The sequence below is a fragment of the Pseudodesulfovibrio profundus genome, assembly GCF_900217235.1.
In the GTDB taxonomy this organism is placed as follows: domain Bacteria; phylum Desulfobacterota; class Desulfovibrionia; order Desulfovibrionales; family Desulfovibrionaceae; genus Pseudodesulfovibrio; species Pseudodesulfovibrio profundus.
Window position 1 is genome coordinate 1,124,051 of sequence record NZ_LT907975.1, and the last position, 22,254, is coordinate 1,146,304.

At 53.3% G+C, this 22,254-nt stretch carries 23 protein-coding genes; 2 read left to right on the forward strand and 21 right to left on the reverse strand.

Going from position 1 to position 22,254, the window contains the following annotated elements:
• Nucleotides 1–10 precede the first annotated feature (10 nt).
• The 5 genes from DPRO_RS05455 to DPRO_RS05475 form a co-directional block, all read right to left on the reverse strand.
• Nucleotides 11–850, reverse strand: a complete 840-nt coding sequence (locus tag DPRO_RS05455) for a glycerophosphodiester phosphodiesterase (RefSeq protein WP_097011144.1) — start codon at nucleotides 848–850, stop codon at nucleotides 11–13.
• Nucleotides 850–1,704, reverse strand: coding sequence for an ABC transporter permease (locus tag DPRO_RS05460; RefSeq protein WP_097011145.1), 855 nt, complete (start codon nucleotides 1,702–1,704; stop codon nucleotides 850–852). Before DPRO_RS05460 ends, DPRO_RS05455 begins: the two co-directional genes overlap by 1 nt.
• Nucleotides 1,701–2,555: an ABC transporter permease gene (locus DPRO_RS05465; RefSeq protein ID WP_097011146.1), complete on the reverse strand. Its 855-nt coding sequence runs from the start codon at nucleotides 2,553–2,555 to the stop codon at nucleotides 1,701–1,703. The genes DPRO_RS05460 and DPRO_RS05465 overlap by 4 nt, the downstream gene beginning before the upstream one ends.
• 1 nt (nucleotide 2,556) lies before the next feature.
• Nucleotides 2,557–3,639 carry an ABC transporter ATP-binding protein gene (locus DPRO_RS05470; RefSeq protein WP_097011147.1) on the reverse strand — a complete coding sequence of 361 codons (1,083 nt, stop codon included), beginning with the start codon at nucleotides 3,637–3,639 and terminating at the stop codon, nucleotides 2,557–2,559.
• An 81-nt stretch (nucleotides 3,640–3,720) separates the two neighbouring features.
• Nucleotides 3,721–4,779, reverse strand: coding sequence for an extracellular solute-binding protein (locus DPRO_RS05475; protein WP_097011148.1), 1,059 nt, complete (start codon nucleotides 4,777–4,779; stop codon nucleotides 3,721–3,723).
• 288 nt (nucleotides 4,780–5,067) lie between these two features.
• On the opposite strand from DPRO_RS05475, the gene DPRO_RS05480 reads away from it, so the two are divergent.
• A complete protein-coding gene (locus DPRO_RS05480; RefSeq protein ID WP_097011149.1) occupies nucleotides 5,068–5,790 on the forward strand; it encodes a UTRA domain-containing protein in 723 nt (240 codons plus the stop codon).
• Between the two features lie 30 nt (nucleotides 5,791–5,820).
• Here the strand turns inward: DPRO_RS05480 and DPRO_RS05485 are convergent, their stop codons facing one another.
• The 4 genes from DPRO_RS05485 to DPRO_RS05500 all read right to left on the reverse strand — a co-directional run bounded on the left by DPRO_RS05485 (nucleotide 5,821) and on the right by DPRO_RS05500 (nucleotide 8,465).
• Nucleotides 5,821–6,237, reverse strand: a complete 417-nt coding sequence (locus DPRO_RS05485; protein ID WP_097011150.1) for a GFA family protein — start codon at nucleotides 6,235–6,237, stop codon at nucleotides 5,821–5,823.
• Between the two features lie 186 nt (nucleotides 6,238–6,423).
• The gene (locus tag DPRO_RS05490; RefSeq protein WP_097011151.1) at nucleotides 6,424–6,801 is read right to left on the reverse strand and encodes a pyridoxamine 5'-phosphate oxidase family protein; all 378 of its coding nucleotides are present in this window, start codon (nucleotides 6,799–6,801) and stop codon (nucleotides 6,424–6,426) included.
• 193 nt (nucleotides 6,802–6,994) lie between these two features.
• Nucleotides 6,995–7,459: a TspO/MBR family protein gene (locus tag DPRO_RS05495; protein ID WP_157917373.1), complete on the reverse strand. Its 465-nt coding sequence runs from the start codon at nucleotides 7,457–7,459 to the stop codon at nucleotides 6,995–6,997.
• Between the two features lie 127 nt (nucleotides 7,460–7,586).
• Nucleotides 7,587–8,465 (reverse strand): THxN family PEP-CTERM protein, encoded by an 879-nt coding sequence (locus DPRO_RS05500; RefSeq protein ID WP_097011153.1) that lies wholly within the window; start codon nucleotides 8,463–8,465, stop codon nucleotides 7,587–7,589.
• A 318-nt stretch (nucleotides 8,466–8,783) separates the two neighbouring features.
• Between DPRO_RS05500 and DPRO_RS05505 the strand changes: the two genes are divergently transcribed.
• Nucleotides 8,784–9,230 carry a DUF1499 domain-containing protein gene (locus DPRO_RS05505; RefSeq protein WP_232005712.1) on the forward strand — a complete coding sequence of 149 codons (447 nt, stop codon included), beginning with the start codon at nucleotides 8,784–8,786 and terminating at the stop codon, nucleotides 9,228–9,230.
• A 37-nt stretch (nucleotides 9,231–9,267) separates the two neighbouring features.
• Here DPRO_RS05505 and DPRO_RS05510 read toward each other — a convergent pair whose 3' ends face one another.
• The 12 genes from DPRO_RS05510 to DPRO_RS05565 all read right to left on the reverse strand — a co-directional run bounded on the left by DPRO_RS05510 (nucleotide 9,268) and on the right by DPRO_RS05565 (nucleotide 22,225).
• Nucleotides 9,268–9,873: a histidine phosphatase family protein gene (locus tag DPRO_RS05510; RefSeq protein ID WP_097011155.1), complete on the reverse strand. Its 606-nt coding sequence runs from the start codon at nucleotides 9,871–9,873 to the stop codon at nucleotides 9,268–9,270.
• Entirely contained in the window at nucleotides 9,870–10,523 is a 654-nt protein-coding gene (locus DPRO_RS05515) for an HD domain-containing protein (protein WP_232005713.1), read from the reverse strand. Before DPRO_RS05515 ends, DPRO_RS05510 begins: the two co-directional genes overlap by 4 nt.
• A 266-nt stretch (nucleotides 10,524–10,789) precedes the next feature.
• Nucleotides 10,790–11,857 carry an IS5 family transposase gene (locus tag DPRO_RS05520; RefSeq protein ID WP_097010253.1) on the reverse strand — a complete coding sequence of 356 codons (1,068 nt, stop codon included), beginning with the start codon at nucleotides 11,855–11,857 and terminating at the stop codon, nucleotides 10,790–10,792.
• 14 nt (nucleotides 11,858–11,871) lie between these two features.
• Nucleotides 11,872–12,267: a nucleotidyltransferase family protein gene (locus tag DPRO_RS05525; RefSeq protein ID WP_097011157.1), complete on the reverse strand. Its 396-nt coding sequence runs from the start codon at nucleotides 12,265–12,267 to the stop codon at nucleotides 11,872–11,874.
• Complete coding sequence (locus DPRO_RS05530) at nucleotides 12,264–13,253, reverse strand: XdhC family aldehyde oxidoreductase maturation factor (protein ID WP_097011158.1); 990 nt, start codon at nucleotides 13,251–13,253, stop codon at nucleotides 12,264–12,266. Before DPRO_RS05530 ends, DPRO_RS05525 begins: the two co-directional genes overlap by 4 nt.
• A gap of 1 nt (nucleotide 13,254) precedes the next feature.
• Complete coding sequence (locus tag DPRO_RS05535; protein WP_097011159.1) at nucleotides 13,255–14,544, reverse strand: DVU_1553 family AMP-dependent CoA ligase; 1,290 nt, start codon at nucleotides 14,542–14,544, stop codon at nucleotides 13,255–13,257.
• Complete coding sequence (trsS, locus tag DPRO_RS05540; protein WP_097011160.1) at nucleotides 14,525–15,871, reverse strand: radical SAM (seleno)protein TrsS; 1,347 nt, start codon at nucleotides 15,869–15,871, stop codon at nucleotides 14,525–14,527. Before trsS ends, DPRO_RS05535 begins: the two co-directional genes overlap by 20 nt.
• 2 nt (nucleotides 15,872–15,873) lie before the next feature.
• On the reverse strand, nucleotides 15,874–16,323 hold the full coding sequence (locus DPRO_RS05545) for a DVU_1555 family C-GCAxxG-C-C protein (RefSeq protein ID WP_097011161.1): 450 nt from the start codon (nucleotides 16,321–16,323) through the stop codon (nucleotides 15,874–15,876).
• Nucleotides 16,316–16,969 carry a DVU_1556 family methyltransferase gene (gene trsM, locus DPRO_RS05550; RefSeq protein ID WP_097011162.1) on the reverse strand — a complete coding sequence of 218 codons (654 nt, stop codon included), beginning with the start codon at nucleotides 16,967–16,969 and terminating at the stop codon, nucleotides 16,316–16,318. Before trsM ends, DPRO_RS05545 begins: the two co-directional genes overlap by 8 nt.
• Nucleotides 16,970–16,971: 2 nt before the next feature.
• Nucleotides 16,972–17,187, reverse strand: coding sequence for a DVU_1557 family redox protein (locus DPRO_RS05555; RefSeq protein ID WP_097011163.1), 216 nt, complete (start codon nucleotides 17,185–17,187; stop codon nucleotides 16,972–16,974).
• Entirely contained in the window at nucleotides 17,184–19,436 is a 2,253-nt protein-coding gene (locus tag DPRO_RS05560) for a pyridine nucleotide-disulfide oxidoreductase/dicluster-binding protein (protein WP_097011164.1), read from the reverse strand. The genes DPRO_RS05555 and DPRO_RS05560 overlap by 4 nt, the downstream gene beginning before the upstream one ends.
• Nucleotides 19,437–19,507: 71 nt before the next feature.
• Nucleotides 19,508–22,225 (reverse strand): molybdopterin-dependent aldehyde oxidoreductase, encoded by a 2,718-nt coding sequence (locus DPRO_RS05565; RefSeq protein ID WP_097011165.1) that lies wholly within the window; start codon nucleotides 22,223–22,225, stop codon nucleotides 19,508–19,510.
• Between the last annotated feature and the right edge of the window lie 29 nt (nucleotides 22,226–22,254).

A 22,254-nucleotide genomic window follows, 5' to 3' on the forward strand; every position in this document is an offset into this window, starting at 1 on the left:
ACTGGAGGAGCTACCTGGAAAGTCGCTGTCTGAGTGAAAGAGGGTAATCGGTTATGATCCCGAAGCAGCCGCCACTGGCAAGACTGACCGCCCTATCCATGTCGTTCACCGTATAGGGTGCCACCCGAATCCCGTGCTCCATCAATCTACTAACCAGCGCCACATCAATCATTTGATAATCGGGATGATAGCAGGTGCATCCAAATCGCTGAAGGTAGGCAACAATATCTTCCGGATGTTTATTTTCCACCAGAACAGCTAATGGAATTTCAGGGTATCTGGCTTTCATTTCAGCCAGGTAGTCGTGATTGAATGAAGAAATGAGAACAAGGTCCTGGACGTTCAATTCATGCACGATGTCGACAACATCACCAACGATAGACAGATCATCCGCGGCACCGGCCTGATTTTTGATTTCAACGTTTACTGGCAGGTTATGTTTTCGCGAGAAGGCAAGGGCCTCTTTCAATGAAGGGATACGCTGCCCACGCATCAAGTCCAAATCGTTAGCCGACATCTCTCCAGCCGCAATAGTGCCAAAGGGATCGCTTGTTATGAACCATGATCCGGCATCGAGCTTCTGGAGTTCATCCCAAGTATAGTCACGTATTCGCCTTGAGCGTCGGTCAGAGAAATCCGGATGGGTGGAGATATCCGTGGTGCGGTCAAGGACATCATCATGGAATACCACCAGCGTGCCGTCAGCGACTTTGTGAACATCAAGCTCCCAGTAATCGGCACCAAACTCAAGACCTCGCTGTGCAGCCAGCATTGTGTTCTCCGGAGCATGGGCCCGAGCGCCACGGTGAGCACATACATATCCGGATTGTGGCAGATGGTCGAAAAACACTACTCACCTCGTTTGGTGAAATAGAAATTGGCCAATGCCATCAACGATGTGCCGACAATCAACAACAGGGAAACCGCATTGATAACCGGGGTACTTCCGTCCCGAACCTGCAAGTACAGATTAATGGGGAGTGTCGGTTCCGATCCGACGAGGAACAACGTGGTGTTGAAGTTTTCAAAACTCATCAAAAAGGCCACGGCTCCGGCGCCGATTATGGCCGGACGCAGGAACTTCAATGTGATGTGCCAAATAACACCAAGCTGTGTGGCTCCGAGGTTCAGCGCAGCCTCCTCCAAAGAATGGTCGAATTTGCGAAGCCGTGCGGAAACCACAAGAGTGACGAACGTCGTGATGAAAGAGAACTGACCTACGACAACCAGCCAGAAGCTGGGGCGAAACAATTCCACATCGATACCGAAGTTCATATCAAAATACGTCCCAGCCGTATTGGCAGCCAGGAGCAGCGAGATACCCAGAATAACGCCTGGAATAACCAGCGGCGCGAGCATCAGAAAATACAGTACCCCCTTGAAGCGAAACTCTTCCTGCTCGAACAGGAAGCTGGCGCACGTCCCCACGACAACACTCAGGATGGAAACGAAAAAGGCCGTCTTGAAACTCGTCATAATGGCACGCAGATTCTGGTCGTCATGGAAAAGACCGACCCGATCCGGTCCATCAGCCACAAACCAGTCGAGGCTAAATCCCTGCCATGGCAAGGACGGAAAATTGGAATCATTGAACGCCAGCACACAGGTGACGACAAGCGGTGCAAAAAGGAATATAAAATACAATACAATAAAACAGTTGAATGAAAAGTCGTATGTTTTGCTACGTGGCAGAGAGCGAATCATGATGCGACCTCCCCAAGTTTCTGACGGGTGATTTTAAGCCCAATCCAGATAATGAGGGAACTGAGCAGAAGCAGCAGGAATCCGAAGGCTGAGCCTTGATTCCAATTGAAGCTGGCAATGAACTGGTTGTAAATCTGTTCCGTGAACCAGAGCGAATTCTTTCCGCCCATGAGATTGGGAGTCAGGTAATTCCCCAGTGCCAACATGAACACCACGATGGAGCCGGAAGTAATACCGGGCTTGCAATGCGGTATGATGATGGTTCGCCAGATGGTCAGTTGCCCGGCCCCCAGGTCATGGGCCGCTTCGATGAGGCTGTCATCAAGACTCTCCATGACGGAAACAAGCGGCACGACCATGAACAGCATGGAAGTATAGACCAACCCCATGATCATGGTGGCGTCATTGTACAGCATTTCGATGGGCCTATCGATGAGCCCCAACTTCAGCATGAAGAAGTTGAGCACGCCGGACTCGCGTAGCAGAATCATCCATCCGTAGATACGGACCAGTTCACTGACCCAGAATGGGAGCAGCAGGAGGATCATCAAGGCCCCCTGCACCTTTGATCTGGCCAGTTTGGCGATATAGAAGGAGACCGGCATGGCGATCAAAAAGCAGATGAACGTCGTGATGACAGCGTACAGAGCCGTGCGAACAAACGTCAGCCAGTAGATAGGTTCGGTAAAGAAATTCCTGTAATTCTGAAGTGTCCAGACTACATCACCGTAATCATTCTCCCCACGAAAACTCATGGTTAACAGATCAAGATGCGGGAGAATGATCAGAAGCAGCAGCCAGGAGATCACCGGCGCAAAAAATATCCAGAATGCAAGACGTGAACGCGGCATATCACCCCTCCGCCTCAAAACAGACACCCGATTCGGGATGCCACCCCACTGTGATCACATTGCCCGGCTCAATATGGTCGAACCGCCGATTCTGCGGCAGTGTCACAATGAGTTCGTGCTCCTGTTCAGTCAGGGTCAACAGACGACTGTTGGCTCCATCAAACAGAATACTTTTCACTGTCACATCAAAGACATTCAAGCCCTCTTTGTCACGGGGTTCGATGACCATCGCTTCAGGTCGCAGAAAAAGATCAACCCGCGCCCCTTGATGACACGGCGTATGCGACCTGGCCCGAAACGAATACCCTTCGTCAGTTGTCACCAAGACGTCACCGGACAGTCCCTGCGTCACGACACCGCTCCACTTGTTGGTATCCCCAACGAACTGCGCCACAAAAGGCGTATCGGGTTCACCGTACAATTCCTGTGGGGTTCCAACCTGCTCGAAACGGCCATTATTCATGACAGCCACCCGATCAGACATGACCAAAGCCTCGGACTGATCATGCGTAATATAGATGAATGTGGTCCCCACCTTGTTCTGGAGCTTTTTCAACTCCACCTTCATCTGTTCACGCAGCTTGAGATCCAACGCTCCCAGAGGTTCATCCAGCAACAGAACAGATGGTTCCAGTACGAGACAGCGAGCAATTGCGACTCGCTGCTTCTGCCCACCTGATAACTGATTGATCTGCTTGGAGCCGTACCCTGGCAGCCCCACTCGTTCGAGCATGGCTTCGACTTTTTTGCTGGTCGTCGGTGCATCAACACCCCGCCGCTTCAACCCGAAGGCAATATTATCGGCGACATTCATCATCGGAAACAAAGCCAGATGCTGAAAAACCAGATTGACGGGACGCTTGTTCGGAGGAACGCCAAGCATATCCTCCCCGCGAATTTCAATGCTCCCTGATGTTGGTGCCTCGAAACCGGCAATCATCCGCAGCAAGGTCGTCTTGCCACAGCCGGAGGGGCCGAGAATCGAAAAGAATGAACCAGTTGGAACATCAAAGCTCACATTGTCGACAGCGAGGAAGTCGCCGAATCGCTTCACCATATTTCGTACGGATAGATCGTTGGTCATAGTATTGTTCGGTTGAGGATTGAACAAGGCGGGGAGTCAAACAACTCCCCGCCTCTACTTACAGGTATTCAGACTATTCCGCTATTGGGCGGCCTTGATCTTATCCAGGATTTTACCTTCCATGCTTTCCAGCTTGGCAGGAACCGGCGGATACCATTTGATATTATCGATGGTGGCCTGCGGGAAGGATCGATCGAAGTTGGCGGCCACAGCTTCATCCGTGTACTTCAGAGCGCCCTGGGATGCCGTGGCGTACTTTTCCTGAGAAGAGAAATACCCGGCGTTTTCAGGCTTCATGATGAAGTTGATCCACTTGTAGGCGGCATCCACATTCTTGGCCTTGGAGGGAATGGTGAACGTATCGATCCAGCCGAGAGCACCCTCTTTGGGAGCCTTGAAGTCAATTGCCTTGTTATCGCCATGCAGCTTCCATCCACCGGCATCCCATGCCATGGCAACGTAAACCTCTTCCGAGCGCATGGATTCCAGCAGCGAATCGCCGTTAGCCCAGTAATTCTTCACCACAGGCTTGGCTTCGATCATTGCATCCGCAATCTTGTCGAGCATCTCTTTGTAGGCTTTAGGGTCGTCATACAGTGCGAACGGGTCATACCCCAGAGCAAAGCCCATGGCGATCAGCGTGGGCCGTTTCAGACGGTAGCTCACACGACCTTTGTATTTGGGATCAATCAGCGCCTTGAAGGAATCAGCTTCGGCAGCCTTGTCGCTATTGACGATGAGGCCGGAGGTTCCCCAGCAGAACGGTACCGCATAGGAATCACTGCCCACGCGAGTATTCTTTTTGACCGCCTCAAGCATGGACGGGATGAACAGGGAGCTGTCTATTTTGGAGTAGTCCAGGGGTTGATAGAGATTGAATTTCTTTTGAACAGAAGCGATCCTGTCCTGGGATGGTTGAGCCAAGTCGAACCCGGCACCGCGGGTAGCCCGGAGCTTGGCGATCATCTCCTCGTTATTGGAAAACGTGACTTCCACATCGATGCCGGTTTCCTTTTCAAATGCATCGATCAATTTCTGAGGAGCATACCCCTTCCAGGTTAACAGTTTCAACGTTTCCGCCTGGGCCGCACCAGTCATGACGAACAGGGACAGTAGAGCGAATACAACAATTTTCTTCATGATCAAACTCCATCATTTTGTGAACAAAAACTGACACAAGACACTTGCCACCATTTTAATCAACGTAACGAAGGATACCCGGATAAGAATGGGACTCATCATACGCCGTTTCACGACGGATGAAAGGATAAAAGTTCCATCAAACCTATCAGATTGGGTTAACCCAACTCGACCAACATATGCAACATGAACTGGTAATTCTTGACATTTTTGTGGCGACTACTTGTCAATGCGGCAACGATTTGACCAGTTGCCATATATCATAAATATATATAATATCAGTACATCATGGGAGAAAGAAAAGAAAAACCACAGTACCTTACGTTGAAAAGGTTCATTTTGGAACTTTTACGCAAAGGGAAGCTCTCCCCTCATGAAAAACTCCCCAGTGAACGCGATTTAACCAAGCAGTTCGCCCTCAACAGAAACACTGTGCGTCATGCGCTTGGCATCCTCGAACGAGAGGGGAAAATTTATCGATCAGGGCGCAAGGGATGGTTTGCCAGCGGTCAGCGATTGGTATTTGACCCAAGCAAGGAACACGTGAACTTTGATAAACTGGCTCGCAAACAAGGGTTCACCCCAGCCTGGCAGGTGCTGGAAAGCGGAACCATGCAGGCGACCGGCGAACTGCAAGAGCTATTCAATGTAGAGGAAGGAACGGAGCTGTTTCACGTCTTTGAAACAGGCAGCCTGGACGGGCATCAGGTATATTATTCGGAATACTTTTTTCTGGCTGAAATCTGTCCGGGATTTCTGCCGAAAATTGTCTCACGTCCCATGACAGATGTTCTACGGGAGGATTATTCCATCCATCTGTACCAAAAGGATTTACTGATCCGTCCCATCAACATGGAGGAGGAAACCGCCAGCCACATTGGGTTGCCCACACACTCCCCAGGGATATTTTTCCGACGCATCAAAAACTCGCAACAGGGACGCATCGTGCAGGTCGATTACGAATACTGGCGAGCAGATTCGATTGAACTACGGAGCACTTTTTCTTCATAAGAGGACACATCCGTGCAGCAGACTGTGCAATCAGGAATCGCCCTCTTCTCCGGGGAGCCGATCAAATCGCTCAACCAACTCCAAATGTTCATCCCAGTTCGCCCTTCTCTCGTAAAAGATATGACCATCCGGCTGTATCGGAACATCGCAATCAAGACTACCGGCAGGCACGACCAGCAGCGTTCCATCCATCTGAAGGTTGGGAAGCGCGGAACCGCATTGAGTGCAGAAACTTTTGATATGACCGCTGGATTCAAAATCATGGGTCCGAACAAGCTCCTCTCCCTTAAGCCAACGCAGTTCTGCTGTTTTTGAAAACAGATTGGCCGCATGGGCAGAGCCGGTATCTTTTCGACAACGTTCACAGTGGCACAGAAAGAAATTCTCAAACTCACCAGTCACTTCATAGGCGACCTTTCCGCACAGACACGATCCTGCATATACCATCACTCACCTCATTTCATGGCATGATGTAAAGGAATCCGGGCAGAAGCAACACCTTCTGCCCGGAATCTATCTTTCATTATAACTAAGGGGAAGAATCCCTTACTGTCTACCTCAATGCATACTAATCGCAGATCATGTCACATAGTTGAACAGACCTTTAAGAAAAGAGTCTTTCACCTTCCAGAGCTAAGAACCGATCAAAGGAAGTTCCTTATCCACCCTGAAAAAGACCAAAAACCGTCGCTTGGTGGGCTGCTCTTCGTCAATCTTGCAACGTCGACACAGTTCGAACAGCAACTCTGTATCTTCCTCTTCGCGCAACATTGTCAAAGACAACCGCTTTCCCTTGTATCCCGAGGAATTCTCCCTGAATAGGAAGTGGGCCTTTTGCGTGGCGACAACATTACTGTGACTCAGACGATCATTCATGACAATCGCAAGCGACCCGTCATCCATAACGTGTGGTCTTGAATACACGGCTGCATTCACTTCTCCATTGGCATCAGCAGTAGATAATACGCCAAATCCCTTGGTGTTGTCGAAATATTCTCTCAATTCAGACATAGTAGCTTCCTTTTTTTGTGTATTACTAATCTTGACGATCAGCGCATTTCAATACGCTCACTCGCTAACAGTAACACATACTACTATCACATCATGTCAGTATATTGAACCTTTTTTGAAATGAGTGAGGCATGGAGTATTGCAAAATGATGGCCGAGTGCTTTGACCAACTGCTTAATCAATGGTGTACAGATCATCCATTCAGCACCCAAAGACTGATAGCGAGTACCGAAGCGAAGCAAGTCCACAAAAAATATGGAAGGAGAATGCAGGCTGCCTTTGGTGAGAAACGGTAAAAAAGCGTGATTGTTTTTCCCAAAAACAAAACCAGGATGAGGGTATCGAGACTGCCCAACATGGTACTTTGCAGACCGAACATCAATGGTGTGAATAGTAGGTTTACAACCAACTGAGCCGAGTACCACAGGTATCCTTGCCCTTTGGCTGAGCCATCTGCAAGCCAGAACACCCACAGCGAAACACCCATTGATGCATAAAGGAGTGTCCACACGACTGGGAAAACAATGGCCGGAGGGTAAAACGGCGGCTTAACCAACTGCTCGACCCAAGGCCCGGGAGGAAAGAACGAGCCTACCAAAGAGCCTGCCATGATATGAGTAAAAATGAAGACTGCAAGCACCCCATACCGCTTAACCATGGACTCTGCCCCCTTCACTTCCATCTTCTCAGCCCGATTCCATTACCATCTCAACTCACAATATAAAATTGGCAACAAAAAAGCCCGCAGTAAAACCGCGGGCTCATTGATTGTATGGCGTTAACCGCTACTGACGAATTCTGCGACCAGCGAAGAACAAGCCAACAAGGCCCAGTCCGAAAATGGCGAAAGTGGAAGGCTCCGGTGTCGGAATCGGACCATTGGAAACAACAGTCAGTTGCGAGCTGGCATATGTCGTATCACCCTCGACCGTGGTCCAACCAAAAAGATTGTACTCGGGATCGTCGACCCAACCATTTTCAAAGGCCCAAATAAAGAAGGTGTCGTAAGTGACATCCCCATAGCCCAAGTCTTCAAGGGTCTGGAGAACGGTGGTACCGTTGTGGTCCATGCCCGCCAGGGAATCCATATCCAGTTGTCCAAGCCCACTGGTAAAGGAGAATGTGTAGTTGTAGCCCATGTAATCGAACTGTTCGATGGAAGCCTCGGGATTGACGAGCAGAAACACATCATTGTTGCGTGATGGATTGAAGATATGCGTATTGTCAGTCTCAAAGAACATGAACTCTAGCACTGTATCGAAAGAATTCACGGCACCCGTGACAGGATCAATACCCTTCAACGTCAGGTTGGCAGCCATCATGGCACCATGAAGGGAATAGTTGCCGGTAACAGGCTGATTATCATGAAACATGTGGTCGATGATATCCACAGTGGTCCCGGTATCAACGGTACCACTCTTGGTAATGAATCCAATCGAGCTTTGATCACCATCGCCCCAGCTCAACGAATTAACAGTTTCCCCGGCTCCATTGACGTAGCTTTCTGGCGTTAACCCGGTCTGGGTATTGTCCTGATTCCAATAGTCATTAAACTCATAAGAAACCGAATATTCCCACTGAGTGATTTGAGCAGCAAGGGCTGGAGTTGAAAAAAGTATAGTCAGGCAGAGTATCATAAAGACTTTAGAAACATTGGTTATCATTGCAGATTCTCCTTATAAAAGTTGGGAAGAATATGCACACAACATGCCACACGCAACCACCTTTAAATACTGATCTTTTTATTTTACCACATTAGGAAATTCCCAAATCATGTAAAAAATACCGACAAGTTTCAGGTTTTTTTACACTCTATTACAAATCAAATAAAACAAGCAGCATGCAAAACAAAATCCATCCTCAGCAGGTAGGAAAACGAACTCAGAGGGCTGCACGTTGCATTTTGATTTATGGGTACCGCTAATCTGATGAGAACGCCCACCAACTTGCCCCACACTTGAACGGGTGCTATCCCTCAAAGAATGAAAATACTCGTCACTCTCATACTTGGCTCGATAGCGCTGTTGTTTCTGCTTGGTTTCTTCAGCAAGCCGCCTAAGACACTTGGCGTGACAAATGGAAAACTTGCCCAGTGCACGGAGGCAAAGAACTGCGTATCATCCCAAGCAGGGGATGAGGCTCATTCGATAGCCCCCATTGAAGCAACTGGTGCTAGTAAGAGAGTGACAACTCTGCTCACCAAATCCATCAACGCCATGGGAGGCAAGGTTGTCTCAATTGAGGGGCCATACCTTTGGGCGGAATTCACCTCAAAAGTCTTCCGTTTTGTGGATGATGTGGAGTGTTACTATGACCAGGAATCCGGCGTCATACACATCCGCTCGGCATCACGGGTGGGATATTATGATTTCAACGCTAACAGAAAACGTGTTGAAGAGTTGAGACAGAAATTCTTGGCCCACAATTAAAGACGAGCCGATCCAAACTGCAAAACACCATATATTGCTACACCAGAAAGGATGGCAAACTCGATACGTCGACAGTAGTTTGAATCAATTCAACACCCCCATTTACCGCAGTAAAAACCGTGCACTGAGCATAGCCAGGGCTATAGTGAAACGGATCGTCCATTGTATGTCCGGTAATTCGACACAGGACAGAACGAATAACCCCGGCATGGGTAACCGCCAGCACATGTTGCGGTCCTGACGCCAATCGATTCAGAATCGGCATAGCCCGGTCAGCAACATCATTGAACGACTCGCCTCGCGGCGGTTTGAAATCGCTGAAATTTTCGCCACGACGAACGTACTCGGCAGGATATTGCGTACGGATCGCATCAAAGGTCTGTCCATCCCACGCCCCCATATTAATTTCATTCAATTCAGGGACAATCTCCGCTTGAACACCAAGTTCGGCCGCCAGCGGCTCGATTGTCCTGATGGCCCGAGTTGCCGGACTTGTGCAAAGACGAAGGAATCCACATTCTCGCAACACAGCGCTTGCTTCAACGGCCTGCTGAACTCCTTGTGCAGATAACGGGACTTCCGTTCTGCCGATGCACCGCCCGCTGCCCCCGTCTGTATGTACATGCCGCATGAGAACAATCACGAAAGCGCCTCCCGCGCCAACCGTTCGGCGCTGTCGCCGGCCTCATCTTCGAACCGAGCCATAAGCGCTCTGGCTCTCTCCAAACGACCAAGGATGGCTTGCTTTGCTCCGGGTTCATGGGCGTATTGCTTGACCTTCTCCAGGTATCGTTCTTCCAGAGGGACCGGTCTGTGACAACGAACCAGCTTGTCAGCCAAAAAGACGATATCCTTCTCCAACAAGGCATCATCCGGTCCCAGCGCAGTATCAAAATGAATGCGAACTACATCTGCCGCAGCATGAAAGCCATGCCTTTTCAGAAGCTCTGCTCCAGCTTCCTCATGACGTTTCGTGCCTTTACCTATGTCGTGTGTCAGAGCCGCTCCCAATACAAGCCCAACATCGAGCGGGGTTGCCTTGCACTGCTCGTTAAAGGCCTCGCACAACGCCCTAGCCACTCGCGATACTGCCTGGCAGTGCTCCATGACATGTCTGGTTCCACCCGCCATCAGCCATAATTGTTCACATTCGCCCGGCGTGGGATGGCCGCGCCCGTACAAACTCAAGGCGAGCTCATAATCATCGGAATGATCAAGATCAAGGAGCGTACCGCTATCAGCAACCTCAAGGTCCAGAGCTTCAGCATCATGCCTCTCCAGAACGCTCCGCAAGCCGCCCTCGCCGTCATGTGCGAGTATCTCCGGAATAAGGCTTCTGCTAATGATCGGTGGATGGCCCCGGTCTCCCAGGAACTTAGGATAAAGTATCGATGGACGGGTTCTATCGAACTCGAGACCTCTGCGCATCCCCTTTTCGCGTCCGTGCCTTGCGCTCCGCACCCAATTTGATGTTCTGACCGCACCCCAGCTTGGGCTCATTCCCGGCCTTTTCCTGCCATTTCTGGCCGAAATGCCGGATTTTGGACGCACCTCTCCCTTCAGGCTCGCGCCAGTCGAACAGCTTTTTTCAAATTGAACGCCATGGCGAGGATGTGGAACTCTCCCTCCACCTTCTCACGACCCACGTATCGGGACCGAAAGAATGCGTAGCCACGTTTGAGTGTGCCGAAGGCCCGCTCGACTATTTGCCGAATGCTGCTGATGTCACGGTTGCGGGTCTTTTCGAAGTCTGTCAGCCTGCCGCCACGAGGCGTCTTGTCCATGGTTCCGTCCTCCAAATCGCGATCAAACAGAATGTCCCGGTTCTTCCCGCTGCAATAGCCCTTGTCCGCATAAACCCGTGCGCCGGGATCAAGGCCGACGCCATTCACGAGCCGCTCGAATTCGCCCGTGTCCGAATGGTTCGCGGGAGTGATGTGACCACAGAGCAGAAACCCGTCTCGACTGTCCGTCGCGGCATGGAGCTTGTAGCCGTAATAGGCCCGATTTCTCTTGCGGAGCCAGGCCGCCTCCTCGTCATCCGAATAGCTGACCCGGCAGTCCACCGGCCCATCCTGTTCTTCGGCGTCCTCGGAACGGTCCTCAGGCATCACGTCGATAACCTTGCGCGGCCGCCGCTGCGACTCGACTACCGAGGCGTCCACCACGGCTCCCTCACGGACAAGAAGCCCTTGTCCTTCAAGCTGGCGGTTAAGCATGTCGAGCAAGGAGTCCAGCACCTTCAGGCGGATCAAACCGTTACGGAAACGGCATATGGTGGTCTCGTCCGGCACGTCGTCCTCGATGGAAAAACCGGTAAATCTGACAAAGGAGAGCCGGTCGAGCAGCGCCTGCTCCACGCCCGGATCACTCAGGTTGTACCAACGCTGCAAGAGCAGAATCTTGAACATCGCCAGAGGCGGATAGGCGGGATTGCCCACGGCGTTGGCCTTGCGCCTGATCTTCTTGCACAGAAAGGCGTTGATGGGCTGCCAGTCGATGAGTTCGTTGATCTCATCCAGAAATGTGGTCTTGGTTCTGCGGTGCCCCAGGAAGTAATCACCCAACCGAGGTCCTTTCTGCCGAATAGCCATGCCTTCCTCCTTTGGATGGAGAAATAATAGCATAATAAATCAAATAGTTAAAGAGTAAAAGTGTGGGATTTGCCGTGCAGAGGTCTCAACTCTTCAACGAGTAGCTGAACAGTCTCCTGTCTAATCAGAGGCATGTCGGCTGGTAGCAAGAAAAAAGCTTCCACCAACTCCGGCAATGATTCTACCCCGGCCAGCACCGATGAGAACATCCCCTGCTCGAAACCGGGATTATGCACGACATCCCCCCCAGCTCGACGAGCGGCATCAGCGACTTCGTCAGATCGTTTTCCTGTCACCGCAATCACAGGGTCGACACCTTCTGCTGTAAACAGCCTCACGACCTGCTCGACAACCGTCCGATCTCCAAGGGGCAGCAGGGGCTTGAAAGAACCCATGCGCGAGGAAAGGCCTGCCGCCGGGATGACCGCCGCCAACCGGATCATCCGCCCATCTCCGACCGGGACTTGATCAGCTCTGCGCCTATGGAAACAGCAATCTCCTCCGGGGTCTGTGCGCCGATCCCCAAACCGATGGGGCAATGACAGCGGTCGATATCCGCCTGAGTCACTCCTTCCGCCAGCAGGGATGCATAGATCTTGTCTCGTTTCTTACTGCTTCCGATCATGCCAACATACCCTGCATCGGTACGCAGAGCTTCGGCCAGGACGTTTCGGTCATGCAGATGCCCACGTGTGACGATGACAATAAAAGCATCAGGGCCAATGACGAGACCGGAACAACAGTTTTCAAACGACGACAGCACAACCACTTCATCGGCCTCGGGAAATCGTTCCCGGTTGGCAAAATCGGCCCTGTCGTCAAGTACTACGGTACGGAAACCGACCATGGAACCGACACGCGCCGTGAACTGTGAAACATGTCCGGCACCAAAAATGTACAAAGAAGGCGGAGGAGAAAACGGCTCGTGCAATACCATCTCCATGCCCTGCTTCTCAAACCGGGGAACGCCATCACCCTGCCCTTCAATCAGACGATGCTTCACAGCCCCCAGTTGCTCGCCCACCTGCTGAAAATGAGTGCTCAGGACCGAATGTAACCCCTTGCGCAACAGCGTATTCAATTCGAGAAAAACACCTGCACATGAACCACCGGGGCTTACGGTTTCCAGCAGAAGAGACAAACCACCGCCGCAAATCATGTCAGAATCAGCGGCCAGTTCCTGAGTCATGTCTACGAAAAGAAGCTTGGCGGCACCGTCACCGACATCAAGCAAAGAAACGGCCTCGCGACAGGCCATCGCCTCGGCCAGTCCTCCCCCCACGGTCCCGACAATGGAGCCGTCACGCCGAACAGCCATCTTGGCCCCTGAGCTGCGAGGCGTTGAACCGGAACTCTCGACAACTGTGACAAGTCCAAATGGCTCGTTGTTTTCTATAAGACCGCAGATGGCACGCACAAACTCCCGCATATCACCACTCCGTATCCAGTATCTGCCGCTTGCCAAGGCCGGGCACAGCCGGAGCAGCGTCATTATTCATTTCGATTTCAATTGCCAGATTTGCCTCTGCTACAACAGGCATGGATGCAAGCGCATCATGCGCACGCCTGCCAGACTCTGCACTTCCACAAACACGCACAAAAAGAGTGTCCTTGCTCAAAGCGACTGCGAAATCAGCAAGGCCCGAAATAGGGTAAAGCGTTTCGTTTAAATCGGCCAGCCTAAGACGATTGGAACCAACCGGAACGCCATCAGATATCCGGCTTACATGCGGATCAAGTCGACGCATGGGACTCCCACAAACGCATTGATCAGGCAGGATTCTTCCGCTGTCTCCTGTACGGTAGCGGATGAGCGGCATACCCCGCCGAAGCGGTGTGGATACGACTATCTCCCCAACGTCACCGTCTGGGACAAGCTTTCCCGTATCGGGATCAACAATCTCAAGGTAGACATCGGCCTCACGCAGATGCATGCCGCTTCCCGGCTCACATTCAACCGCCCCGCCAAGGCCTGTTTCAATCATTCCCCAATGGCGGAACACTCGACAGCCAAATATCCGCTCCAAATTCCGCACCACCGCTTCAGGAGCCGCGTCCCAGCATAACAGTACCGACTGGACTCTGCCTTTTGGCATCCCCAGCCGCTCCCACCAGTATGCAATCAGGTTCACATGGGCCGCCGGACCAACGATACAAGATGCATTTTCAGCCATGATTTGATCCAGCGCAGCTTTACCGTCTTCCAGAATGCCATGAGGAACACAGCGCGCTCCGAACCGAGTCAGCGCCTCTGCCAGTAGCATCCCCACCCCTCCGGTCCGCTCTCCGGGCATCAACACAAGGGCGGTCTGGCCGGGGCCAATCATGATGCGCATGCCCCAATCGAAAAAGTTGATGGTGGCTTCCAGGTCGTCCTGCGTATGAAAAACCCGCTTGGGCTTGCCTGTCGTGCCCGAGCTGTGCAGGGTGACAACCCGTGCAATGTCATCCTGCGACACGCACAGGAGTTGCTCAGGATATTCCCGAAGATCGCCTGCCGTCATCATGGGTAATCGCGAAAAGTCTTCGGCTGTCCGAATGGCCTCGACATCAAAACCGGCAAGTGTCCGACCATAAAAGGGGCTGTTGGCGCGAGCGTGCTCAATAACTGCCCGTAGTTGTTCCATCTGCCAACAGCGCACCTCGCCTGACGAGGGGCGGCGACTCCCGCTCCAGCCCATTCGACGGACAAGCCAGTGATCAAGATGAGACTGCGCCATGAGTCTTATTCCTGTAGAGAGTTTCGCCGTCCATGGACGTCAGGTTGTAAGCGCAAAACGGCACCAGCCGCCCGTCGGGCGACACAATGTGAATGCAACATCCTTTCAAGCGCTCGATATCCAGGGTCCAGGCATCCTGAAACGCCATGGCAGAAACAGCCAGCGTATGAGTACCCGCCCGTTCGATGAAGCAATCAAGGGCATCGGGCGCGTCAGCCATGGGCAGCGTTGTTTTCGGAGCGGACCACTGGCGCTTGACGAACGACTTGGCCTTGTCCGCGCCTTCGGATGCAGGTCGCGGAAGGCAACCGCAATCCGTACCGGCGGAGAGCTTTTGCAGGCTGCCGGACTCGGTCACCATGTAATTGGCGTGAAAGGAGCAATGGGAATGCTCACACCCCGGCGGCTGGAAATCCTGAGCTTTAATGGCACCATCTGTCTGATCTTCAAGATGCCGCATGAGTTCCGGCAGTGTCACCCGCTGCTCGTCTGCAGGCGGCTCGGGATAGCGACCGAAATAACTGACGGGTTGAAAGTGCACCCCGCGCACGCCGGGAGACAGCTCGGCAGCCAACCGGATGATGGCTCCGAGATCGTGATCATTGACACCGGGAACAACAGTAGGCACCAGCACCACACCAATTCCCGTTGCCGCCAAAGCATCGATTGCCGCAAGCTTGCTCTCAAACAGCGCCTGCCCCCGCAACGCAGAGTGTATGACGTCATCGGTTCCGTCGAATTGAAGAAACACAGAATCAAGCCCGGCCTCGGCCAGACCGGCGGCATAATCCGGCTCTCGGGCAATACGCAGACCGTTGGTATTCAATTGAATGAAGGGAAAACCCTTGGCCTTTCCTATTCGGATCAGATCAAACAAGTCGTCCCGTACGGTGGGCTCTCCCCCGGAAAGCTGGACATTGCAGAAGCCGGAAACATCCCTGACCCGATCGAACAGTCGACCAATTTCCTCTTGCGTCGGATCAGGCGGAGCGGTCTTGCCCGAAGAGGCGAAACAGACAGGACAGCCAAAATTGCAGCGCCATGTCACCTCCATGACAGCAGTACAGGTATGCTGCCTATGGGCATCACACAGGCCACAATCAAGCGGACACCCCTGATCCACAGCAGTGAGCGGTTGACGTGGCATAGATGGAACCTTGGGTCGTTTCCATTGGTGAAAATCCGGCTGGCCTCGCCAGACGATCACGCGAAACTCCCCGTGTTGCAGGCATTGTTTTATCAAAAAAGTCTCATCACCAATGGTTTCATGATGAGCCGAAACAGGTCGCAAACAGACCGGGCAAAGACTTCGGGGAACGGTACTCATCCCTAGCCGCGCCCTTCTGCCGGATCAAATCCGTTGTCTACCAGTATCTCCCGAACCTGCGCATACGTGGTTGAGAGCAAACTGCTACATCGCTGTGCATCCGGCTGACCACATTGACCATCGAGGATATCGCCACAGGTCATACCACCGTATTCCCGGGTGGTAGCCACGAACCAGTCGCGTAGCTGTTCCAGCATCAGCGGCAACCGCTCGTCCTTATCCTCCACATCCTCTCCCTTGCCCGCGTACAATCCGAACACGAGGGATGCTCCAGTGAAAACACCACACAGACCGGAACAATCACCCAGCCCATCGCACAACCCTGCTGCCGCACGAACCGTATCGGGACTCTCGCGCCCCATCTCTTCCAGAGCAAGCAGGACCATGATCTGACTACAGCAGAACCCCTTGCCTGCAAGCTCCATCATGCGCAATCCCATCTCATCAAACATGTCTTGATCCTTTTTTCTCCGCAATCATCAAAAAATATCCAAGCTGGCTCTGCCCACATCCGCACGCCAGGCCGTTCTCCCCGGCGAACATCAGGCGGGCAGTCAGGTCCTTGAGCAAACTAGAGTGATCCTCAAGCACGACCACACTAAAACCGGCGTCCTCTACCATGGTTCTTGTCACTTCAAGAGGCACGGCTCGATCTGCGCATGACGCGCCACCCTTTCCCCCCGGACCACACAGATCCGAGAGAGCGAGAAAACCTCCGGGTTCGAGGACGCGTGAGAATTCCGCCAGTCCAGCGCATGGATCAGACAGAAGCGACAGAACACACTCGCAAAACACCGCATTAAATGAATCCCCTGTGAATGGAAGCACATCTCCCGAGGCTCGAATGAGACCTGACCGGCCAGATCGACTAATCTGAGAATGCGACGCTTCCACACCATATGCCTTTGCCCCGAACCGCGAACGCAATCGCCCCACCGTTGCCCCCAGGCCACACCCCACATCGAGCACGCGCCAGCGGGGATTCATGCCCATGACCTCGGCAGCCCGGTCGGTCAATGCAAAACCACCGGGGCGTAACGTGTCCCCAGCCGCGGCCTGCAAGGTCGGACGCTCCCACAAAGGACGGGAATCCAGCACGATTACTTATCCTCCAACAATTGCTCCACCTGCTTCATCTTGCCAATAGCCAGTTCCTCAGGGATGAACACCATGCCGCACTTTGGACAGGCAGGCAGTTCCACATTGAAAAGTGATCCGAGATATTCCAACTCCACCGGTCTTAAAACCATGGCCTCGCCGCACGGGGCGCATTGCCAACCGGCCGCGTTCGCTTCGGGCACCTTGATGACACTCACGACTGCACTCCTTTTACCTGCATGCGATGAGACCAGACATTGTGGACAAGGTAACCGCCATTCGTCGGTTCGAACTCCACCCAATAGGTCACGACGACGGGCCGGTATGACACGAGCAATCTTCCGGTTTCTTCATGCTTGAACTGTTTTCCGGTCTCCCGGGCGTTGAGCAGTACTTTCTGCACATCGCTTTTCAGAATCCGACGTTCCTCCATGAGAGCGGTGACTTCGTCGGTAAATTCCACAGATATTTCCTCGAAAGACTCGCTCTCTCCCGAGTCACCATCATTCCAAACATCGCGCAACAATCGACTTTTCAGGCGAGCCCGATTCTCGCGTCGCTCGGAATAGCCGGGTGCCGGGCGTGACGCCGGGTCATCTTCTCGCGGATATAGCAGATCATAGAGATGCAAGGCCCGCTTCCCGGTACCGGCGATGCGGTCACGACACATGACGCAATAGGTGACAAAATCCTCTTGCGCCACAGCGGCCCGCTTTTCTGTGACAGCCCTTGCAAGGTCGGGGTTGGCCTCGGAAAGCAGACCTCCGAACCCGCAGCACTGTGTCAGTTCACCGGAAAGTTCTGGCTCGACACTTTCGACACCGCACTTCTCAAGCAATGCGCGTATATCCTCACGGAGCATGGCGTTGTGCCGAGCAGAGCAAGGATCGTTGATAGCCAAACGAGTTGAGGACCCACGCGCTCCATCAGGCAGTCCCAGATTGCGCAGAAGGGACCAGTGCGAGGTGATTTCAGCGTCCGGCAGTCCGGCGCGCAGCGTCTTGAGGCAGGTGGGACATGCTACGATCATAATCGGTTTGCCCATGGTTTCCCAAGCCGACTTGAGCGCGTCCAGAGATTCCGCCGTCAAACTCTCACGCCCTGACCATTCGGCTGGAGCACCACAGCAACGCAGAAACAAACCAACGCTACCGAGTTTCGCACGCAGGTCAGCGTAAGCCGCTTCCACCGCTTCAGGGTCGGATGCAGGCAATTGGCAGCCCGGGAAAAAGAGGTAATCACTATGATCCGTTCCAGGGGCGTGCTTGACAAGAGCAGCCTTGCCTCCATCGGCAAAGGCCATGTCGCGCAGGGCAAATTCATGGGCCGAAGGCGGCATCTTGTTCCGTCTGACCATGCTGCGACGTGCCTCAAGACAGAGGTCGGCCATGGAAAAATCTTCTGGGCACACGGTCTCACACAGCCCGCACAACATGCACGAATTGATCATGGTATTGGCTTGTCGGGTACCCATGACGATCGATTCATTATTATAAATCCGGCGGGCATAGACCTTGGGGTAATGCTGGTAGTGACGCATGTATTCACAGACTTTGACACATTCCATACACTCGCATTGCAGGCATCGTTTGGCCTCGTCCCGGGCCTCGACTTCGGAGTAGCTATCTCCTGCTGAAATAACAGGAGCTACGGACTCCACTCCCTTGAGGCTTGTGTAAAGACGGGTTTCATAGGCTCCTTCACGATCTCGATTGGAGACCATCGAGACCCCCTGGGTATACCGTTCTATTGAATTTGCCGCCCTTCTACCCGCTGCTGCCTGAAGAACCGGGGACACTTCGCCGGGGATACTGGCAAACAGTCCAGCGCGCTCAGTACCAAGGGTCAGTCGATCCGACGACCCGTATCCGAAATCCTGAACCGGCAGGACACCCGAATCAACAAAGGCAGCGTCAACTGTTTCAAGCTGCGATTCGATATTTTCCCTAGAGACAGAAAGACCTGATTCGACACGAACGCCCAAACGCTCCAGGCTGGAAAGTTCCCGTTCCAGAACATCGTCCGGCAATTCCGGGAGAGACTCACCAAGAACCGAACAAATCAATGTCACATCGTAGCCGCGACGGGCCAATTCCCAGGCCGCACTGAGGCCGGTCAACCCACCGCCGAAGACAGCCACTTTCTTATGCTTGGACGGCAGAGGTTTGGGCGGAGACACCGGAGCCCCCAACTCGGCACAGGCCCGCTCAAGGGACTCCACCTGAATGGCTCCCCCCACTTCGGTGCGTACACATGCCTCTTTGCAAGGGCCGTCGCAGATACGGGCCAGCACTCCGGGTAACGGCAGGGTTTTAGCCAGAATCTGCCACGCCTTGTCAAAGCGACGTTGAGCCATGAGCGCACAAAACTGTTTGACGTCAACATGGAGCGGACAGGCAGCCGTACACCGTGGCACCTCTTCCTGTATGCATTTTCTTTCCCATTCGCGCAGTTCGGCCTGATCCATTCGATTTCCTTAAAAAGAAAGAGACAGCGACCCGAAACTTGTCGGGCCGCTGTCGTTTAATCAATTGTGTATTAGCCTTTGAGTTCGGCGAGGACCTTTTCCGGCAGCGCGGGCAGCTTCTTAATGCGTACGCCGCATGCATTGTAGATGCCGTTGATGACCGCAGCATGCGGGCAGGTCAGCGGCAGCTCGCCAACACCGGAAGCGCCGAAGGGACCTTCCGGACGATCGCTCTCGATGTACTCAAGGACGATGTCGTCCGGTATCTGCTTGATATACGGGAAGCCTGCACCCTTCATGGTGGAGTGCTTCTGTATGTCCTCATAATCTTCAGTCAGCGCCAGACCAATGGCCTGAGCCAAGCCACCGTACATCTGGCCGTCAACAGCGAGCTTGTTGTTGATCTTGCCCACATCTGCAACACAGGTCATCTTCTCGACCGTCGTCTTTCCGGTTGCCATTTCCACAGCAACCTCGGCCAGGAACACGCCGTACATGTAACTTGCGAACGGGCTGCCCTGTCCATTTTCGTCGCACTCGGTGGCCGGGGCCGTCCACTTGCCGTTGTAACGGACAGCAATGTTCTCATCGACCATTTCCTTATACGAGCGGAACGAACCGTCTGCCTTTCGCATGCCACCCAGCAACAGTTCACAACCGGCCTTGATGGCGCGGCCGACAACCACCTGTGAGCGGGAACCACCGGCAGGACCGGCATTGGGGCATGTGCGCGTATCGTTGAGCACCAGCCTGATCTGCTCGGGAGCAAGGCCAAGCGGACGCAACGCTTCATGGGCGGTTCCAAGAGTACCAATATCCGCACCCTGACCATGATCATGCCATGTGGCGTAGACAGTAACGGTACCATCTTCATTCAGTTCCACATCGATTTCAGCAGTATCCGGCCCGTCGAGACCGCAACCGTACACACCCAGGGAGATGCCGACGCCGCGCTTGATTTCCGCAGTGGAACCCGCAGCAGCCTTCTTTTTGGCTTCCTCGTATTTAGGACGGACGGCATCCAGAATGGCAGGCAGGGAGTATACTTCCGGGTCCTGACCAGTGGGCGTTGTGGAGCCTTTACGGTAGGCGTTCTTGTAGCGGAACTCCAACGGGTCCATACCGATTTTTTCAGCGAGCATGTCAACGAGCACTTCCGAAGCGAACTCGGACTGGGGAGAACCATATCCACGGAAAGCGGAGCCCCATGCGTGGTTGGTGGCGACGGTGCGCCCCATGCCGCGAATATTGGCGATATCATACCCAGCACCAATGAACTGTGCACCGCGCAGAGTCAGCAGATCGCCGAACTCGGAGTACGGCCCGTGATCAACAGTCCAGTCTGTTTCCATGCCGAGCATTTTGCCATCGTTGTCGCAAGCCATGCGAACATTCATGAAGAACGGGGAACGCTTGCCAGTGTACTGCTGTTGCTGCTTCCAGGTATAGTTCAGGAAAACCGGCTTGCCGGTTGCAAGGCAGGCAGCACCCACCAAGGCCTCCATGGTCGGGGAGAACTTGTAGCCGAAGGTTCCGCCAGCAGGGTTCTGAACCATGACGATGTTTTCGGGGTCCACGCCGAGGCCAGGGGCAATCATGTAGAGATGCAGGTGCAGCCCAATGGATTTGGAATGGATACACAGCTTGCCTTCGTCGTCCAGATAGGCAAACCCTACGTCCGGCTCAATGGGCATGTGCGGCTGACGGCCAACATAGAAATCGTCTTCTATGACATGGGCTGCGCTGTCGAAAACAGGACCGGTTTCCTCGCCTTTGGCGATGCGCTGTTCAAAGTAGACATTGGGCGTACCCGGATGAATCTCAATGGCATCATCAGCCATGGCGGCCGGGGCGCTCATGTATTCGGGCAACCGTTCCATCTCGACCTTGACCTTGGCAGCCGCGGCCTGAGCATTCTTGTCGGTATCAGCACAAACAATGGCAATGGCATCCCCGTACTGGAAGACCTTCTCGTCGCACAGAATGGGACGATCCCAACCGTCACCCTTGTTGGTGGGGAAGGTGATCAAGCCGGTGATACGGTTTTTGCCTTTGATGTCCTTGTAGGTAACGATCTTTTCAACGCCGGGCATTTTCTCGGCTTCGGCAGTATCGATGGACAGAATCTTGGCATGGGACACTTCTGCCTGGACAAGGGCCAGCTTCAGGGTACCCTGCGGCATCTTGATGCCAAGATCAGCGCCGTAATCCAGTGTGCCGGTTACTTTGGCAACACCGGTGGGACGCGGATAATTGGTGCCCCAGATGCGGCCGTCTTCAGGGATCTTGAAGGAGAGATCATCAATCGATTTGTCACCACGCATGACCGCTGCAGCGTCCAGCACGGCGTCCACCAACTGTTTGTACCCGGTACAACGGCAGGCGTTACGGTATTTCTGGAACCAATCACGGACATCCTCTCGTGTCGGATTCGGATTGGAATCTATGAGTGCCTTGGTCGAAACAATGAAGCCCGGGGTACAGAATCCGCACTGCGCGCCGCCGTGGGCGATCCACGCCACCTGGATGGGGTGCAGCTGATCCGGTGTGCCGATACCCTCGGTAGTGGTAATCACGGCTCCGTCTGCAACGCGACTCATCTTCATGGAACAGGAACGGATCAGCTTGCCATCCACAATGATCGAGCAACTGCCGCATTGGCCGGTGCCGCAACCCACCTTGACACTGGTCAGCCCCAGGTTCTCACGCAGGACGTTGGCAAGGGACTCGTCAGATTCGCAGATGACCTGCTTGGGAGCGCCGTTCACCATGAGATTCAATTTGATCATGTAAGTCTTCCTCCTTAATATAGGCGACT

Coding starts and splice junctions, on each gene's coding strand:
- DPRO_RS05460 (WP_097011145.1), bottom strand. CDS start 1,704: ATGATTCGCTCTCTGCCACGTAGCAAAACATACGACTTTTCATTCAAC.
- DPRO_RS05465 (WP_097011146.1), bottom strand. CDS start 2,555: ATGCCGCGTTCACGTCTTGCATTCTGGATATTTTTTGCGCCGGTGATC.
- DPRO_RS05470 (WP_097011147.1), bottom strand. CDS start 3,639: ATGACCAACGATCTATCCGTACGAAATATGGTGAAGCGATTCGGCGAC.
- DPRO_RS05475 (WP_097011148.1), bottom strand. CDS start 4,779: ATGAAGAAAATTGTTGTATTCGCTCTACTGTCCCTGTTCGTCATGACT.
- DPRO_RS05480 (WP_097011149.1), top strand. CDS start 5,068: ATGGGAGAAAGAAAAGAAAAACCACAGTACCTTACGTTGAAAAGGTTC.
- DPRO_RS05485 (WP_097011150.1), bottom strand. CDS start 6,237: ATGGTATATGCAGGATCGTGTCTGTGCGGAAAGGTCGCCTATGAAGTG.
- DPRO_RS05490 (WP_097011151.1), bottom strand. CDS start 6,801: ATGTCTGAATTGAGAGAATATTTCGACAACACCAAGGGATTTGGCGTA.
- DPRO_RS05495 (WP_157917373.1), bottom strand. CDS start 7,459: ATGGTTAAGCGGTATGGGGTGCTTGCAGTCTTCATTTTTACTCATATC.
- DPRO_RS05500 (WP_097011153.1), bottom strand. CDS start 8,465: ATGATAACCAATGTTTCTAAAGTCTTTATGATACTCTGCCTGACTATA.
- DPRO_RS05505 (WP_232005712.1), top strand. CDS start 8,784: ATGAAAATACTCGTCACTCTCATACTTGGCTCGATAGCGCTGTTGTTT.
- DPRO_RS05520 (WP_097010253.1), bottom strand. CDS start 11,857: ATGCTATTATTTCTCCATCCAAAGGAGGAAGGCATGGCTATTCGGCAG.
- DPRO_RS05525 (WP_097011157.1), bottom strand. CDS start 12,267: ATGATCCGGTTGGCGGCGGTCATCCCGGCGGCAGGCCTTTCCTCGCGC.
- DPRO_RS05530 (WP_097011158.1), bottom strand. CDS start 13,253: ATGCGGGAGTTTGTGCGTGCCATCTGCGGTCTTATAGAAAACAACGAG.
- DPRO_RS05535 (WP_097011159.1), bottom strand. CDS start 14,544: ATGGCGCAGTCTCATCTTGATCACTGGCTTGTCCGTCGAATGGGCTGG.
- trsS (WP_097011160.1), bottom strand. CDS start 15,871: ATGAGTACCGTTCCCCGAAGTCTTTGCCCGGTCTGTTTGCGACCTGTT.
- DPRO_RS05545 (WP_097011161.1), bottom strand. CDS start 16,323: ATGTTTGATGAGATGGGATTGCGCATGATGGAGCTTGCAGGCAAGGGG.
- DPRO_RS05560 (WP_097011164.1), bottom strand. CDS start 19,436: ATGGATCAGGCCGAACTGCGCGAATGGGAAAGAAAATGCATACAGGAA.
- DPRO_RS05565 (WP_097011165.1), bottom strand. CDS start 22,225: ATGATCAAATTGAATCTCATGGTGAACGGCGCTCCCAAGCAGGTCATC.